The sequence below is a fragment of the Kaistia nematophila genome (assembly GCF_026343855.1).
Classification (GTDB): domain Bacteria; phylum Pseudomonadota; class Alphaproteobacteria; order Rhizobiales; family Kaistiaceae; genus Kaistia; species Kaistia nematophila.
Window position 1 is genome coordinate 78,171 of sequence record NZ_JAPKNK010000002.1, and the last position, 16,732, is coordinate 94,902.

Annotated in this window: 12 protein-coding genes and 1 tRNA gene; 8 read left to right on the plus strand and 5 right to left on the minus strand. The window is 67.3% G+C overall.

The window, feature by feature from the left end; genetic code table 11:
• Nucleotides 1-2: 2 nt before the first annotated feature.
• The 3 genes from cobN (at nt 3) to OSH07_RS04665 (ending at nt 6,086) form a co-directional block, all read left to right on the plus strand.
• Entirely contained in the window at nt 3-3,845 is a 3,843-nt protein-coding gene (gene cobN / locus OSH07_RS04655) for a cobaltochelatase subunit CobN (protein WP_266337455.1), read from the plus strand.
• Nucleotides 3,842-4,465, plus strand: a complete 624-nt coding sequence (cobO, locus tag OSH07_RS04660) for a cob(I)yrinic acid a,c-diamide adenosyltransferase (RefSeq protein ID WP_266337456.1) — start codon at nt 3,842-3,844, stop codon at nt 4,463-4,465. Before cobN ends, cobO begins: the two co-directional genes overlap by 4 nt.
• A 160-nt stretch (nt 4,466-4,625) precedes the next feature.
• The gene (locus OSH07_RS04665) at nt 4,626-6,086 is read left to right on the plus strand and encodes a cobyric acid synthase (protein WP_266337457.1); all 1,461 of its coding nucleotides are present in this window, start codon (nt 4,626-4,628) and stop codon (nt 6,084-6,086) included.
• Here the strand turns inward: OSH07_RS04665 and cbiB are convergent.
• On the minus strand, nt 6,058-7,041 hold the full coding sequence (cbiB, locus tag OSH07_RS04670) for an adenosylcobinamide-phosphate synthase CbiB (RefSeq protein ID WP_266337458.1): 984 nt from the start codon (nt 7,039-7,041) through the stop codon (nt 6,058-6,060). The two genes, OSH07_RS04665 and cbiB, sit on opposite strands and share 29 nt — an antisense overlap.
• A gap of 4 nt (nt 7,042-7,045) precedes the next feature.
• Nucleotides 7,046-7,879 (minus strand): ABC transporter substrate-binding protein, encoded by an 834-nt coding sequence (locus OSH07_RS04675; protein WP_266337459.1) that lies wholly within the window; start codon nt 7,877-7,879, stop codon nt 7,046-7,048.
• A 280-nt stretch (nt 7,880-8,159) separates the two neighbouring features.
• Here OSH07_RS04675 and OSH07_RS04680 point away from each other — a divergent pair, with 280 nt between their 5' ends.
• The 3 genes from OSH07_RS04680 to OSH07_RS04690 are packed head-to-tail and all read left to right on the plus strand — an operon-like array spanning nt 8,160 to nt 11,766.
• The gene (locus OSH07_RS04680; protein ID WP_266337460.1) at nt 8,160-9,959 is read left to right on the plus strand and encodes a TonB-dependent receptor plug domain-containing protein; all 1,800 of its coding nucleotides are present in this window, start codon (nt 8,160-8,162) and stop codon (nt 9,957-9,959) included.
• Complete coding sequence (locus OSH07_RS04685; protein ID WP_266337461.1) at nt 9,947-10,993, plus strand: FecCD family ABC transporter permease; 1,047 nt, start codon at nt 9,947-9,949, stop codon at nt 10,991-10,993. The genes OSH07_RS04680 and OSH07_RS04685 overlap by 13 nt, the downstream gene beginning before the upstream one ends.
• Nucleotides 10,993-11,766, plus strand: coding sequence for an ABC transporter ATP-binding protein (locus tag OSH07_RS04690; RefSeq protein WP_266337462.1), 774 nt, complete (start codon nt 10,993-10,995; stop codon nt 11,764-11,766). Before OSH07_RS04685 ends, OSH07_RS04690 begins: the two co-directional genes overlap by 1 nt.
• 22 nt (nt 11,767-11,788) lie before the next feature.
• On the opposite strand, the gene cobD is transcribed toward OSH07_RS04690, so the two are convergent.
• From cobD to OSH07_RS04705, 3 genes are all read right to left on the minus strand, one after another.
• Nucleotides 11,789-12,793, minus strand: a complete 1,005-nt coding sequence (gene cobD, locus OSH07_RS04695; RefSeq protein WP_266337463.1) for a threonine-phosphate decarboxylase CobD — start codon at nt 12,791-12,793, stop codon at nt 11,789-11,791.
• Between the two features lie 178 nt (nt 12,794-12,971).
• Nucleotides 12,972-13,045 (minus strand) — tRNA-Cys (locus OSH07_RS04700).
• Between the two features lie 272 nt (nt 13,046-13,317).
• Complete coding sequence (locus OSH07_RS04705) at nt 13,318-14,184, minus strand: hypothetical protein (protein WP_266337464.1); 867 nt, start codon at nt 14,182-14,184, stop codon at nt 13,318-13,320.
• A 246-nt stretch (nt 14,185-14,430) separates the two neighbouring features.
• On the opposite strand from OSH07_RS04705, the gene OSH07_RS04710 reads away from it, so the two are divergent.
• Together OSH07_RS04710 and OSH07_RS04715 are read left to right on the plus strand one after the other, a co-directional pair.
• On the plus strand, nt 14,431-15,099 hold the full coding sequence (locus tag OSH07_RS04710; protein WP_266337465.1) for a protein-L-isoaspartate O-methyltransferase family protein: 669 nt from the start codon (nt 14,431-14,433) through the stop codon (nt 15,097-15,099).
• Nucleotides 15,100-15,346: 247 nt separating this feature from the next.
• Nucleotides 15,347-16,690 carry a TolC family outer membrane protein gene (locus OSH07_RS04715; protein ID WP_266337466.1) on the plus strand — a complete coding sequence of 448 codons (1,344 nt, stop codon included), beginning with the start codon at nt 15,347-15,349 and terminating at the stop codon, nt 16,688-16,690.
• Nucleotides 16,691-16,732 lie beyond the last annotated feature (42 nt).

Sequence of the window (16,732 nt, forward strand, 5' to 3'; positions counted from 1 at the left end):
CCATGCATCTTGTCGCCGGCGAAATGGAGCGGATCGACGATGGCGGCAGCGCCGTCGATCTCGACCAGTCGCCCGGCGACATCATCATCCTGTCGGCGGCGGATACGGAACTCGCCGCCTTCGCCTCGGCCTTCGCGCGTGAGCCGGAAGGGCCGTCGCTGCGTCTCGCCAATCTGATGCAGCTGACGCATCCCTATTCGGTCGATCTCTACCTCGAAAAGACGGTCACCAAGGCGAAGCTCGTCTTCATCCGCATGATGGGCGGCGTCGGCTACTGGCCCTATGGGCTGGAGGCATTGCGGGCGCTTTCGCGCGCCGGCGGGCCGCAGATGGTCGTCGTGCCGGGTGAGGATCGCTGGGACGCGGCGCTGGAGGCGTACACGACCGTGGCGCCGGAGATCGCCCAAAGACTCTGGCGCTATTGCGCCGAGGGAGGCGCGGTCAATATCGGCCGGGCGCTCGCCTATTGCAGACACGTCATCGGCGAGGGCGAACAGCCGCCGGAGCCGCAGGTTCTGCCGGAAGTCGGCTTCTACCGGCCGGGCGAGGGCGTGGTCTCGGAGCCCTTGCGCCGCAGCGAGGCCGGCCGGCCCGTGGCGCTGCTGACCTTCTATCGCTCCGTCATTCCCGGCGGCTCGACCGAGCCCGTCGACGCGCTGATCGAGGCGCTCGACCGCGAGGGGATTTCGACCGCGGCGATCTTCGCCTCCAGCCTGAAGAACGAGGCGGCCGCCGCCTTCGTCGAAAAGGCGGTCGACGATCTCGCGCCTTCGATCGTGCTCAATGCCACGGCCTTTGCCATCTCGCGTCCCGGCCGCGCACACGAGACAACCGTGCTCGACCGCGCCGGGCGGCCGGTGCTGCAGGTCGTCTTCGCCGGTACCAGCCGCGAGGCGTGGCTGGAATCGAGCCGGGGGCTCGGCCCGCGCGACCTGATCATGAATGTCGTGCTGCCGGAGGTGGATGGCCGCATCGGCACCCGCGCTGTCTCCTTCAAGGAGGAGATCGAGAGCGACGGCCGGACCGACAGCCGCATCGTCGTCTACCGCGCCGACCGCGAGCGAATCGCCTTCGTGGCGGCGCAGGCGAAGCGCTGGATCCGGCTTGGCGCGGCGGCACCGTGCGATCGCAGGATCGCGCTCGTGCTTTCCAACTATCCTGACCGCGACGGCCGGCTCGCCAATGGCGTCGGCCTCGATACGCCGGAGAGTGCCGCGCGAATCGCAACCGCCATGAAGGCCGCCGGTTATGCGTTGCCTGATTTCCCGGAGACGGGCAGGGCGCTGATGGAGCTGCTGCTCTCCGGCCCGACCAATGCGCTGGCGAAGCGGGTCGGTGAGGGCTCATCTTCACCTCTCCCAGAGGGAGAGGTCGGCCCGCAGGGCCGGGTGAGGGGGTCGGACCTGTCCAGTGAGGGCGAAACCCCTCACCCGCCGGCTTCGCCGTCGACCTCTCCCTCTGGGAGAGGTGAAGGGGTATCCCTTTCCCTCGCCGACTACCGCGATTTTCATGACGCGCTGCCGGACAGCGTAAAGGACAGCCTCGCCGAGCGCTGGGGCGAGGCCGAATCCGATCCGTTCTTTGCCGATGGCGCTTTCCGGCTCGCCATCCATCGCTTCGGCAATGTCGTCGTCGGCATCCAGCCGGCGCGTGGCTATGGCATCGATCCGAAATCGACCTATCACGATCCTGATCTCGTGCCGCCGCACCACTATCTGGCCTTCCATGCCTGGCTGCGGCGGAGCTTCGACGTCGACGCCATCGTCCATGTCGGCAAGCACGGCAATCTCGAATGGCTGCCCGGCAAGGCGCTCGGCCTGTCGAATGCCTGCTGGCCGGAGGTCGTGCTCGGCCCGACACCGCTGATCTATCCCTTCATCGTCAACGATCCCGGCGAGGGCGCGCAGGCGAAGCGCCGCGCCTCGGCCGTCGTCGTCGATCACCTGATGCCGGCGCTGACGCGGGCCGAGGCGCATGGCGCCTTCGCCGAGATCGAGACGCTGATCGACGAATATCACCTGGCGCTAGGCGCCGACCCGCGCCGCCGCGATCATCTCGAACGCGAGATCCTCGATCAGGCGGTGCGCCATGGCATCGACCGCGACCTCGGCATTGGCGGCGACGCCGATCAGGGCAGCGCGCTGCGCGCCATCGACGCGCATCTCTGCGAGATCAAGGAACTGCAGATTCGCGACGGGCTGCACATCTTCGGCAGCAGCCCGGTCGAGGAGCATCGCCTGGACACGCTGGTCGCGATCGCCCGCATCCCGCGCTCCGGCGGTCGGCCGGAAGACGCCTCGCTGCATCGGGCGATATCAGCCGATCTCGGCCTGGAAGGCTTCGATCCGCTCGTCTGCGACCTTGCCGAGGCATGGACCGGCAGCCGGCCGGCGGTACTGCTCGCCGCCACCGACGCGCCTTGGCGGACGAATGGCGACACGGTCGAGCGGATCGAGTGGGTCGCCAAGCAGGCGGTTCAATCGTTCCTGCACGGCGATGCAGCCACCTCCACGCCCGGGCCGCAGGCCGCGCCCGTGCTCGGCTGGATCGCCGAATCTCTCGCGCCGTCGCTGGATCGCAGCGGCGGCGAGGAGATCGCGTCCGTGCTTACCGCGCTCGATGGCCGTTTCGTAGCCCCCGGCCCCTCCGGCGCGCCATCGCGCGGCCGGCCGGACGTGCTGCCGACCGGCCGGAACTTCTATTCGGTCGACACCCGCGCCGTGCCGACCGCCGCCGCCTGGCGGATCGGCAAGCTGGCGGCCGAGGCGCTCGTGCTGCGCTACATGCAGGACGAGGGCGAGTGGCCGCGTTCGGTGGCGATTTCCGCCTGGGGCACGGCCAACATGCGCACCGGCGGCGACGACATCGCGCAGGTGCTGGCGCTGATCGGCGCCGAGCCGGTCTGGGAAACCGGCACCGGCCGCGTCACCGGCTTTCGCGTGCTCACGCTCTCCGAGCTGAAACGTCCTCGCGTCGATGTCACGCTGCGGATTTCCGGCATGTTCCGCGATGCCTTCCCGGAACAGATCGACCTGATCGATTCCGCCATCCGCGCCATCGCCGCGCGCGAGGAGCCGGCGGACGCCAACCCGATCGCGGCGGCGCATGGGGCAGGACAGGATCTCGCCCGCATCTTCGGCGCCAAGCCGGGCGCCTATGGCGCCGGCCTGCAGGCGATGATCGACGAGAAGATCTGGGACAGCCGCGCCGATCTCGGCGAGGCCTTTCTCGCCTGGTCCAGCTTCGCCTATGGCGGCGGCGCCGAGGGAGAGGCGGCCGGCGACCGGCTGCGCGCGCGGCTGGCCGCGACCGACGCCGTCGTGCACAACCAGGACAATCGCGAGCACGACATCCTCGACAGCGACGACTACTACCAGTTCCAGGGCGGTCTCGCGGCCTCGATCGAAGCGCTGAAGGGTGTCGCGCCCCGCCTCTATCACGGCGATCATTCGCGCCCCGAAAGCCCGGTCGTGCGGCCCTTGGCGGAGGAGATCGGCCGCGTGGTGCGCGGACGGGCGATCAATCCGAAGTGGATCGCGGGCTGCATGCGCCACGGCTACAAGGGCGCCTTCGAGATGGCGGCGACGCTCGACTATCTCTTCGCCTTCGCCGCCACGACCCACGCCGTCGGCGATCATCATTTCGATGCGCTCTACGACGCCTATATCGCCGATGACGGCGTGCGCGATTTCATCGCCGACGCCAACGAGCCCGCCCTCGCCGAGATGGCCGACCGCTTTCTCGAAGCCATGGATCGCGGCCTCTGGTCGCCCCGCGCCAACAGCGCGTATGAACGGCTGGCAGCGCTCGCTTCCCGCCGCGACGCAGGAAAGGAAATCGCATGACCATCGAAATGACAGAAGAAGAGCTGAATGCGCGTCATGCCGAGAAGATGCGCAAGAAGAAGGTCGTGCGCGACAAGATCCTCGCCTCGAAGAATGTCGAGAAGGGCCTGATCATCGTCCATACCGGCAAGGGCAAGGGCAAGTCGACCGCCGCCTTCGGCATGGCGTTCCGCTCGCTCGGCCACGGCCTGCCGGTCGCCGTCGTCCAGTTCGTCAAGGGCGCGATCGATACGGGCGAGCGCATGGCGCTGGAGCGCTTCGGTGATCTCGTCTCGATCAACCGGCTCGGCGAGGGCTTCACCTGGGAGACGCAGGACCGCCAGCGCGACATCGCCGCCGCGAAGCATGCCTGGGAAACGGCCAAGGAGCTGATCCGGAGCGGCGCCTATCACCTGGTGCTGCTCGACGAACTCAACATCGTGCTGCGCTATGACTATCTCTCGGTCGACGAGGTGGTCCAATTCCTGACGACCGAGAAGCCGGCCGACGTGCATGTCGTCATCACCGGCCGCAACGCGCCCGAGGCGCTGATCGAGGTCGCCGATCTCGTCACCGAAATGGAGCTGGTGAAGCACCCGTTCCGCTCCGGCGTGAAGGCGCAGCAGGGCATCGAGTTTTGAGTTTGAGCAAGACCCTCATCCCGACCCTCTCCCGCTCGTGGGAGAGGGGGCGCCAACGATCGGCCGCGAGGTCGGTCACAGGCGCGGCGGAAAAGCCCTCGCCCGCATGCGGGAGAGGGTTGGGTGAGGGGCTAGCTTCCTTCGTGGCGGACTAGACCCCATGACCGCGGCGATCATGTTCCAGGGCACCGGCTCGAATGTCGGCAAGTCGGTGCTCGTCGCAGGCCTGGCGCGGCTCTATGCCCGGAAGGGCATCCGTGTCGCGCCGTTCAAGCCGCAGAACATGTCCAACAACGCCGCCGTGACGGCGGATGGCGGCGAGATCGGCCGCGCACAGGCGCTGCAGGCGCGCGCCGCTGGCCTGCTCCCCACTGTTCACATGAACCCGGTCCTGCTGAAGCCGGAGAGCGACACCGGCTCGCAGGTCATCCTGCAGGGCCGTCGCTTCGGCACCATGCGGGCGCGCGAGTTCGGCCAGCGAAAGCGCGAGCTTTTGCCGAGCATCCTCGAAAGCTTCGAACGGCTGAAGCAGGACGCCGACCTGATCCTCGTTGAAGGCGCCGGCAGCCCGGCCGAGATCAACCTTCGCGTCGGCGACATCGCCAATATGGGCTTTGCCGAAGCCGCCGACCTGCCGGTGGTGCTGATCGGCGACATCGATCGCGGCGGCGTCATCGCCAGCCTCGTCGGCACGCGCGCCGTGCTGCCGCAGGCGGACCGCGACCGGATCAAGGCCTTCCTCGTCAACAAGATGCGCGGCGACGCCAGGCTGTTCGATGACGGCGTCGCCGCGATCCGCGCCGCGACTGGCTGGCCGTCGCTCGGAGTCGTGCCGTGGTTCGCCGAAGCGCACCGGCTGCCGGCGGAGGATATCCTCGATCTCTCCGGCGGGGCGGCGCGGCCGGGCACGCTGACGGTCGCCGTGCCGGTCCTGCCGCGCATCGCCAATTTCGACGATCTCGATCCGCTCACGCTCGAGCCTGGTGTTTCGGTGGTGCTGGTGCGGGCGGGCGAACCGATCCCGATCTGCGATCTCGTGCTCATTCCCGGCTCGAAATCGACCATCGCCGACATGGCGTTCCTGCGCGCGCAGGGCTGGGACATCGACATCCTGGCGCATCGGCGGCGTGGCGGACGCGTCATCGGCCTCTGCGGCGGCTATCAGATGCTGGGACGGACGATTTCCGATCCCGACGGGCTGGAAGGGCCGGTTGCGAGCGTGCCCGGCCTCGGTCTGCTCGACGTCCAAACCACGCTCGCCGCTGACAAGACCACGGCGCCGTTCTCCGGCCGCGACGCGGCCTCCGGTCTCGCCGTGTCGGGCTATGAAATCCATCTCGGCCGCACCGAGGGGGCCGATTGCGCGCGCCCGTGGCTGCAACGCGACGGACTTGGCGAAGGGGCGGTCTCGCCGGATGGCCGCGTGCGCGGCAGCTATGTGCATGGCGTCTTCGGCGATGACGCCTTCCGTCGTGATTTTCTTGCGAAGATCGGCGCGGAAACCTCTGATCTTGCTTACGAACGAGAGGTTGACCGCACGCTCGACCGGCTCGCCGATCACCTCGAGGAGCATCTCGATACCGGGGCGATCCTCAGGATTTCAGCCAAAGCCACAGCATGAGCACGGTGGTGCCGCCGAGCACCGTCGCCGCGCGCAGCACCTTCAGCGCGCGGCCGATATCGCCGGGGCCGGCTTCATGCCGGCCAGCATCGTTCAGATAGGGATCCTCGACCACCCGCTCGCCATAGCGGCGCGGACCGGCAAGCGCGATGCCGAGCGCGCCGGCCATTGCCGCCTCCGGCCAGCCGGCATTGGGTGAACGATGCTTGCGCGCATCGTCCAGCATGGCGAGCGCGGATTGCCGGATGGTGCCACCGGCGAAGGGCGCGGCCATCGCGATCAGGAAGCCGGCAAGGCGACTGGCCGGCAGATTGACCAGATCGTCCAGCCGGGCGGCGGCCCAGCCAAAGGCCTCATGCCGGGCCGAGCGATGGCCGATCATCGAATCGGCCGTATTGATCATCTTGTAGGTGAACAGGCCCGGCAGTCCGAAGACGGCAAACCAGAAAGCCGGCGCGACTCCGCCGTCGGAGAAGTTCTCGGCCGTCGATTCGATGGCGGCGCGGGCGACGCCGGCCTTGTCGAGGCTGTCGGGGTTGCGGCCGACGATCATCGACACGGCTTGCCGCGCAGCCTCGAGGCCGCCGGAATGAAACGCGTTCAGCACCCGGGCGACATGGTCGTAGAGGCTGCGGCTGGCGAGGAACACCGAGGCGATGAGCGGGACCAGCACGACGCCATAGGGGACGCCGGCGAGGACGCGTTCGATCGCGACGCCGGCGAACCAAGCGATGGCGACGAGGACGATCACCACGGCCACGCCGGCGGCGCGGCGAACGCCCGAAGCGGCCGTGTCGCGATTGAACGTCCGGTCGCAGAAGCCGATGAGCGCGCCGAACCAGGTGACCGGATGCGGCAGGCGGCGCCACAGCCAGTCGGGATCGCCGACGAGACCGTCGATGGCAATGGCGGCGATCAGGAGCAGCAGCCGGATGTCGAAGGGAAATTCGGTCATGCCGTCACGAACCGCCGCCAAGGCGCGCGCGTTCGGCCGCCAGCGTCTCGATCGCTTCGGGCAGCGACGGCCCCGCGCAGATCGTCAGCCGGCCGGGCAGGGCGATGCGCCGCTCGGGCGGATAGAGCTCGCGCAGCGCCGGATGGGCAAGCAGCGCGCTGCCCTGATCGGCGGCGACGACATGCGGGTCGGCGACGACCAGGAGATCCGGCCTGGAGGAGACGATGCGCTCAAGCGGCACGAAGCCGCCTGTCTTGCCGGCGAGCTTGCCGCCCATGTCGGCGAAGCCCGCAAGGCGCAGCAACTCGCCCGTCAGCGTGTTCTGGCCGGTGACATAGCCGCGGCGCTGGTAGACGGCGACGGTCGGTTGATGCGTCCCGGCCGGAACGGCGGCGGCCGCCTTCGTCCGCGCCGCCTCGATGCGGGCGATCAGGGCGTCGCCGCGCTCGGAGTGGCCGAGCATGGCGGCGACGTCGCGGATCTGCTGGATCGAATCGTCGACGGACTTGACCGTGTCGAGCTCGACCACCTTGAAGCCGAGGCGCTTCAGCATCGACCGCGTCTCGCGCTTGGTGAAGCGGCCGGCGAAGACGAGGTCGGGCTCGTGCTGGATCACCGTCTCCGCCACGCCGGCATCGTGCGGAAACGCCTTCGCCTGGTCGGCGAGATAGGAATAGGCCGGGTCCGTCGCATAGATCGACAGCGCCGCGATCTGCGCCGGGTCGGCAAGCGCCAGCAGCAGTTGGTCGGCGCAGGCGTTGATCGAGACGATCCGCTGTGGCGCGGGGGCGGGTGCCGATTCGGCCAGCGCGGAGCCGGAGAGTGCCCATGCGGCCACAATCAGACCGAACCTGTTGACCCATGCGCGCATGAGGTGCGCTCCCGCTTGCAGTGACATGGGTCCTCGTCTACCGCTTCTCGAGCGGGCGGCAAAGCCGCCGCGCGGGGTCCGGTACACAAACGTGACGGGCGCGACGACCAGATCGATCCAAACCGAGGTCTGCCTGATGAGTTTTCTTGAACGGCGCCGGGGGCGCGCCGCTCTTTCGCTTCTTGCTACTCTTCCCATTCTTCTGGCCGCTCATGCGGCCCGAGCCGACGATCTGGAAGAGATCGTCGTGACGGCCTATCGCAGCCCGACCGATATCACCAAGTCCGGCAGCGCGATCACCGTCATCCCGGGCGACAAGATCAATAACGCCTCGCCCGGCTCGCTGGTCGATGTCCTGCGCCAGGTGCCAGGCGTCACGGTCACCCAGTCGGGCGGCCCTGGCGGCACGACCGAAGTGAGCATCCGCGGCGCCGAGGCGGGCCATACCCTCGTCATGATCGACGGCGTCCGCGTCAACGATCCCGCCAGCGCCCGCAACAGCTTCGACTTTGCCGTCTTCTCGCCGACCGACATCGAGCGAATCGAGATCCTGCGCGGACCACAGAGCGCGCTCTATGGCTCGGATGCACTGGGCGGCGTGATCAACATCATCACCCGCAAGCGCACCGGCGCCATGTCGATGACGGTCGCGGCCGAGGGCGGCAGCTACAACACCTTCGGCGGCAACGCCGCGGCGGGCGGCAGCATCGGTCCGGTCAGCCTCTCGGTCAGCGGCACGCTGTTCGACACCAACGGCTTCTCCCGCGTCGGCGACCGCGACAATGGCGAGGCGGACGGCACCAAGAAGTTCGCCGGCACCGCGCGCACCAGCTACAATTCGGGCGAGGGGCAGGCGTTCGATTTCGGCGTCACCGCGTATCACCAGAAGTCCGAGGTCGATGGCGGCTCGGCCGCCAAGTATGACTTGCCGGGCTATGAGCGCGACCGCGATGTCCTCACCGGCTTTGCCCGCTTCAATTTCGAGGGCTACGACGGCAAGCTCAACAACCAGTTCTCGTTCTTCGGCTCCCAGACGACCAGCGCCTATATCGAGCCGAACCCGCGCTCGACCGATACGGACGGCAGCGATGTCGGCCTCGAATATCAGGGCACGCTCGACATGGGACAGGCGGGCACGTTGATCTGGGGCGCCCGCGCCGAGCAGGAGGCGGCGACGCAAAGCACGACCACCAGCGTCGCGACCGCCAGCAGCTTCGACATGGAGCGCACGCTGCTCGCCGTCTTCGCGATGCAGCAGTTCACCCTGTTCGACCGGCTGAACCTGTCGCTCGGCGGGCGCTATGACGAAGACGTCGACGGGCAGGGATTCCTGACCGGGCGCGCCACGGCGGCCTATCTGATCGACGAAACTGGCACGAAGTTTCGCGGCAGCTTCGGCAACGCCGCCAAGCGGCCGACCATGTTCCAGCTGTTCGACGGCCAATATGGCAATCCCGATCTCGTCGACGAGCAGAGCTATGGCGGCGACGTCGGCATCGATCAGGAGCTGTTCGACGGCCGGCTGACCTTCTCGGCGACCGGTTTCTACAACAACTTCACCAACCTGATCGAGTATCAGTCGAAGCTGCTGCCGGACTATCCGAAGTCGGGCTACTACAACATCAAGAGCGCCGAGACATCGGGCCTCGAACTGTCGGCCGATGCGATCCTCTGGCCATCCGTGTTGAAGGCGACGGGCTCCTACACCTATCTGCACGCCGTCAATCTCGACACTAACCTGCCGCTGTCGCGGCGGCCGGAGAATAGCGGCTCGCTGACGCTGACCTATACCGGCATCGAGGATTTCGAGTTCGGCGTCATCGCGACCTATGTCGGCGACCGCTACAACAATGACGCGAAGACGGCTGCGGCTCTGGTTCCGCTCGATGCCTATACCAAGGTTGATCTGACCGCGTCCTACAAGCTCAATCCCGAGACGACGCTCTATGCGCGGCTGGAGAACCTGACGAACGTCGAATACCAGGACGCGTTCGGCTACAACAATGCCGGCCGTTCAGGCTATGTCGGATTGAGATGGACGCATTGACCGCAGCGAGGCCGGATCTGTTGCGAGCGAGGGCGGCGAGCCGCTGGCTCGTGCCCGGCCTCGTCGCGCTCGTGATCGTCCTGTTCCTGCTGTCGCTCGGTGTCGGGCCGGTTCTGCTGTCACTCCGCGCGGTGGTGGACGGGCTCCTCGGCACCGGCGATGAGGCATCCCGCCTGATCGTCCGCGAGATCCGTCTGCCGCGCGCCATTCTGGCTGTGGCGATCGGCTTCTCGCTCGGCCTGTCCGGCGCCGCGCTGCAGGGGCTGCTGCGCAATCCGCTGGCGTCGCCGTCGCTGTTCGGCGCGCCCTCGGCCGCCGCCTTCGGCGCGGTGCTGGTCATCGCCTTCGGCGTGTTCGATGCGCTGTCCTTTTTCCTGCCGATCGCGGCGATGCTGGGCGCGCTGCTCTCGGTCGGTCTGTTGCTCCTGATCGCCGGCCCGCGCGCCAGCCTGCTCGTCATCATCCTCGCCGGCCTCGCCATCTCGAGCCTAGCGGGCGCCGCGACGTCGCTGGCGTTGAACCTGGCGCCTAATCCCTTCGCGGCGCTGGAAATCGCCTTCTGGCTGCTCGGTTCGCTGGAGGACCGCAGCATGCAGCATGTCTTCATCGCGCTGCCCTTCATCATTGCCGGCTGCATCCTGCTTTCCATCGATGGCCGTGCCTTCCGCGCCCTGACGTTGGGCGAGGACGCTGCGGCAAGTCTCGGCATTCGCCTCAATCGAGTCCGCCTGCGCGTCGTGCTCGGCGTGGCGCTGGCGGTGGGCGGCGGTGTCGCGGTCGCCGGCACGATCGGCTTTGTCGGTCTCGTCGCGCCGCATCTCGTGCGCCCCTTCGTGCGCCATGACCCGGCGCGGCTGATGTGGCCGGCAGCGCTTTCCGGAGCGGCGCTGCTGACGGCGGCCGATATCCTGGTCCGCATCATTCCGGCGCAGAACGAGATCAAGGTTGGTGTGGTGACGGCGCTGATCGGCGCGCCGCTCTTCATCGTGCTCGTCTTCCGCCATCGCCGTGAGCTGACCGGGGAGGTGACGTGATGAGCGCTCTCCTTCGCGCCGTGAACGTCGGCGCCACGCTTGGCCATCGCCCCATCCTCGGCGGTGTCGATCTGTCCGTTGCGGCCGGCGAGATGGTGGTGGTGATCGGACCGAACGGCGCCGGCAAGACGACACTGGTGCGGCGCTTGGCAGGCCTGCTCGACGGCGATGGAGCTGTCTATCTAGGCGACCAGAAGGTCGAGGCAGTCGCGCCGCGGCTGCGGGCCCGCAAGATCGGCTATCTGCCGCAGGGCCATGTCTTCCACTGGCCGCTTTCGGTCGCCGATGTGGTGGCGCTCGGCCGCATTCCGCATGGAACCGGCGCCGGCGAACTCGGCGGCGTGGATCGCGTCGCCGTGCTCGCCGCGCTGGAGGCGACGGGCACGCTTGACCTCGCCGACCGCACGGTGACGACGCTCTCCGGCGGCGAGCGCGCCCGCGTGGCGCTGGCGCGCGTGCTGGCCGGCGAGCCGCAGATCATCCTCGCCGACGAGCCGGTGGCCGCCCTCGACGCGCGCTACCAGTTCCTCGTGCTCGATCTCCTGCGGGCCCGCGCCAAGGCGGGCGCCGCCATCGTCGCCGTCCTGCACGATCTTTCGCTGGCCGCCCGTTATGGCGATCGGATCGTCTTGATGAAGGACGGGCGGATCGCGGCGGAAGGGGCGCCGGCGGCGGTTCTAACCCACGAAAACCTGGCGGCGACCTTCGGCATCCGCGCCGCGATCGAGACCCTCGAGGGACGGCTGGTCGTCACGCCGCAGGCCGCGCTCTGAACCTTCTGGTCGGCCAGCGCGTCTAGCGCTGCGCCAGTGCCTTCTCCAGCCGCGCGAGGCCGATCTCGTCGGGCACACCGAAACGGATCCGTCCCGGCTGGTCGGAGAAGATTCGGGTCCAGATGCCCAGCCGGGCAAGCGCTTCGTGCAAAGGCACCGCGCGCGGGGTGTCGACGAGGACGAATAGGTCAGTGCCGCCGACGACATCCAGGCCACTCGCCCGAAGACAGTTTTCGAGCCGCAGGCGTGTCGCCCGCAGCCGGATCCGCGTTTGCGCCTGCCAGGCAGTGTCCAGCAGGGCCCGGCATCCGAGCGTGATCGCAGGTCCCGAGACGGGCCAGTCCCCGACAAGTGCCTGCAACCGGCCCACGATGTCGTCGGGACCGACGACGAAGCCGAGCCGCAGGCCCGCCAACCCGTAGAACTTGCCGAACGAGCGCAGCACGACGATCCTTTCGCCCGCGCTTCGCGGCAGGACGCCGGGGGCCGGGTCGACGTCGCCAAAGGCCTCGTCGACGATCAGGACGCCGCCGCGCGCGGCCAGCGTCCGCGCGGTCGCGACGAGTGCATCGGCTTCGACGATCCGGCCATCCGGATTGTTCGGATTGACGACGACGACGATCGGAGCGCGGCGAGAACCGTCTTCCAGCGAGGCGACGGCGCTGACCGTCCTCCCGGCCAGGCGCCAGGCCTCGGCATGGCCGGAATAGGTCGGCGACAGGATCGCGACGTCGCCGGCCGGGCAGAGGAGCGGCAGCAGCCGGAGCGCGAAGTCCGAGCCGGGCACCGCCGCGATCGCGCTGGCCGGCGGGACGCCATAGGCGCCCCGGGCGACATCGACGAGCGTGCCCAGGCCAGCCGGATCGGGCAGGCGGTGGAAGTCGGCGGGCGGGAACGCGGGGACGGGGTAGGGGTGCGGGTTGATGCCGGTCGACAGGTCGAGCCACTCCCCGACCGCGACGCCGTAGCGTTGGGAAGCCGCCGCGAGAGCGCCGCCATGGCGAGGAGCAAGGTCCGGATCGAGCATGGCCGACTTATCGCCTCGGGCGACGCGGCATGCAATCGCCGTTATCGCCCTCCTTCTCGTACGGGAAGGTCAAAAACCAACGCAGCCGTTTCAAAGCGCAGGCATGCGGGGGAAAACCGGTGTCGGGATTGCGGAGCGCTGGGGGATCAGGAGCCGTAAATTCCGCCTGATCGGATAGTGGAGGCCTCGCCCGGAATCGAACCGGGATGCAAGGATTTGCAGTCCTCTGCGTAACCATTCCGCCACGAGGCCATCTCGCTGACAGTCCATCCGAAATCCGATTTCGAACGACCTGTCCGGCAGGCACAGCGCCAGGAAGCAAACGGGCCACCCGAGCTGCGTGTCGATCCGGAAACCAAGCTTCCGAGACCGTCTGGCGGCTTCTACAAGCTCGCGGCGGCGGCGTCTAGTCCGAACGTCGACGACGCCGTCGCAAGGCTGTGGAGGAAATCGCCGGCCGAAGCCGCCGGCGGCAGCCGGAAAGGCAGGGCGATCCGCGACCGCCCCGCCCCGCCGGAAGGCGATCAGCGCGTGACCGTCTTGCCGGTGGCGACGTCGAGCACGGCGCCGGTCTCGAGGTCGACGCGGTAGATCTCGCGCGTGACGTTGCCCGAGAAGGCAAGCTCGACGATCGAGACCGTCTTGAAGGTTGCCGGGATGCCTTCCGGGAGGATCTGGTTGAACTCATCCGCCAGTTCGCCCATCGACTGCTGGATCTCCGGCGAGAACGGCTTGGTGCTGTAGACGAGCGTGTTGTGCGGATTGTGCGAGCGCACTTCCTCGCCGTTCTTCACCACGTTGACGCCGCTGACGCCCACCGTCTTGACCAGTTCCTTGCCGGCATCGGCCATCTTGCCGAAGACAGGGCCGGTGACACGCGGCAGCGGGCCGTCGCGCAGCGGGGTGAGGGCGGCGGTGGCGGCAGTGTTGTAGGCCATCATCTGCTCGAAGCCGTCGCCTTCCTTGACGACGCCGAGATCGAGCCACCAGGGCTGGCCGGCGCCCTTGGCGGCTTCGGTGGTGTAGAACTTCTTGAGCGTGACGTTGAGCGGCTTCGGCGGCGTCGGCAGCGCTTCCAGCATCTTGGCCGGCGTGGTCGGGTCGGCGTTGTGGATGTGGACGACCGTCACATGCGGGATGTTGGTGCGGATCGCCTCCGTCTCGAGGCCGAGCGTCAGCAGCCTTTCGTTCAGCATGCCGCCGAGCGAGCGGTGCAAGGTCTCGTTGACCTCGGCCGGCATCGTATAGACGAGGCCGAACGTGCGCGCGTGCGGACGAAAATCAGTCGATTCAAGTGCACTATTGTCGATCTTCGGCTCTGCAACAGCAGCCTGGATGGTGGAAAGGCTCAGGAGGGCAAATGCGGCGCCATACAGTGTCTTGCGTACCATCGTCTCTATCCTTTTTCAGATTGGCCTGATCGAACGACGGCCGTGCATCCGGGGATCTCTACGCGTCGTTTCACGGCGTCGTATGGACAGCCCATGTAACAGGACGATGATGGTCGATGGCGAGGGGGATCTGATGGCGGATCCGCGACGTGCTGCGGCGCCAGCGCCGCGCGGAATGGCTTGTCACCTTGCCGAACGCCCGGTATTGGATCGTCCATTGCCACATACGATAAAGGGTCCGGAATCATGGTCGATTTCGCCAAGGCGCGAACCACGATGGTGGACTGTCAGATTCGCACCGTCGACGTCACCGAGTACGATGTGCTCGACGCGTTCTCGGCCGTGCCGCGCGAAGTCTTCGCGCCGGATCATCTGAAGCCGCTTGCCTATATCGACGAGGATATCCTCGTGTCCGCCCCCGGCGCGACGCCGCGCTACGTCATGGAACCGGGACCGCTGGCCAAGCTGGTTCAGCTCGCCGAGGTGGGGCCTACGGATCGCGTGCTCGATATCGGTTCGACGACCGGCTACTCCGCCGCCATCCTGAGCCATCTCGCCGCCTCGGTGGTCGCGCTCGAATCGGACGAGGGTCTCGCGGCCGCCGCGCGTGAGAATCTTGCCTCTCTCGGCGTCTCGAATGTAGAGGTCGTGGTCGGCCCGATGGAAGCCGGCCTTGCCGGCAAGGCGCCCTTCGACGTGATTCTGCTGGAAGGCGCGATCGAAGTCCTGCCGCAGGCGCTGATCGACCAGATCGGCGAGGGTGGACGAATCATCGCCGTTGTCGGGGCGAACGGTCTGGCGGCGAAAGCCACGATCTATACCCGTTCCGGTGGTTCCGTCAGCGGTCGTCCCGCCTTCAACACCTCTGTCCGCACGCTGCCCGGATTTGCCAGACCCAAGGCGTTCGTATTCTAATTCCCCTTTTGAAAACAGTCGGTTAAGTCATAGTTGCCGCTTATTATTTTGGGCGGCAGCTGTGGCTTTCCCGTCGCACGGCGCGCATTATCGAACTGTTCGAGCCCCATGCCATTTGACCGTCACCGGGGCTCGCGTAAATTAACGATGTATTGTCCGACGGTGGACGTCCGGTAGGGGGGCGTCGCCTCGCAACGCCGAGGTTTCGAACGTGGTTTTTTCCCGGGTCTATCTGGCAACCGTAGCTATGGCTGCGGTTATCGTAGCTGCCCCCTCGGTGTATGCCGAAACTCTGACATCCGCTCTTTCGCAGACGTATAACAACAACCCCACGCTGAATGCGATGCGCGCCCAGCTGCGCGCGACCGACGAAAACGTTCCTCAGGCGCTGTCGGGCTATCGCCCTGTGCTCACGGGCAATGCCTATGTCGGTCCGTCCTATGCACGGGGTCGTTCCTCGTCTCAGCTTCCGGTCAGTTCGTCGACGACCTGGCCGCGCGGTTACAGCCTCACCATCGAACAGCCGATCTTTCGCGGATTCCGTACCCAGAACTCCGTGAAGCAGGCTGAATCGGCGGTTCTGGCCGGGCGCGAGCTTCTTCGCTCGACCGAGCAGGATGTGCTGCTGGATGCGGTTGCGGCCTACACCAACGTCCTCTACTACAAGGGCATCGTCAGCCTTCGCGAGCAGAACATCGCCTTCCTGCGGGAGCAGCAGCGCGCCGCTGCCGATCGCCTGAAGGTCGGTGAAGGCACGCGCACCGACCTCGCGCAGACCGACGCCGCCCTGAGTCAGGGGCAGACCGAATACGACGTGGCGATCGCGAACCTGAACTCGGCCAACGCGACCTATGTCCAGATCATCGGCACCGCGCCGAAGAGCCTTCAGATTCCGTCGGTCAACTCGCGCCTCCTGCCGAAGTCCGAGAGCGCCACGGTTTCCGCCGGCCAGTCGCGGCATCCGACAATCCGCGCTGCGAGCTACAACCTCGACACCGCCGCCTTCAACGTGAAGGTCATCGAGGGACAGCTGCTGCCGACCGTGTCGCTGCAGGGCCAGCTGGCGCATACGGACGATTCGTCGCTGACCGGCTCTTTCGGCGATTCGGCCACGATCACCGCGAATCTGACGGTGCCGATCTATGAAGGCGGCGTGGTCTACTCGCAGACCCGACAGGCCAAGGAAACGCTGGGCCAGTATCGCATCCAGCTCGACTCGGCCCGTGATCAGGTTCGCGCCGCCGGCGTCTCGGCCTTCGGCCAGCTCGAAGCCGCACGCGCTTCGATCACCTCGGCTCAGGAGCAGATCCGCGCCTCGCAGCTCGCTCTCGAGGGCGTGATCGAGGAGCAGAAGGTTGGTCAGCGCACCACGCTCGACGTGCTGAACCAGCAGCAGTCGCTGCTGCAGGCGCGCGAGACGCTGATCCTGGCGCAGCGCACCGAAGTGGTCGCTTCCTATACGCTGATGTCGACGACGGGCTCGCTCTCGGCCGATAATCTCGGCCTCAAGGTCCAGCGCTACGAGCCGAAGCAGCACTACCAGGCTGTCCGCGATAAGTGGATCGGCTTGCGTACGCCGGACGGTCGCTAGTCGGTTCTCCAGTCGGGGAAAAGCGACCGGCCTTGTTCCGGC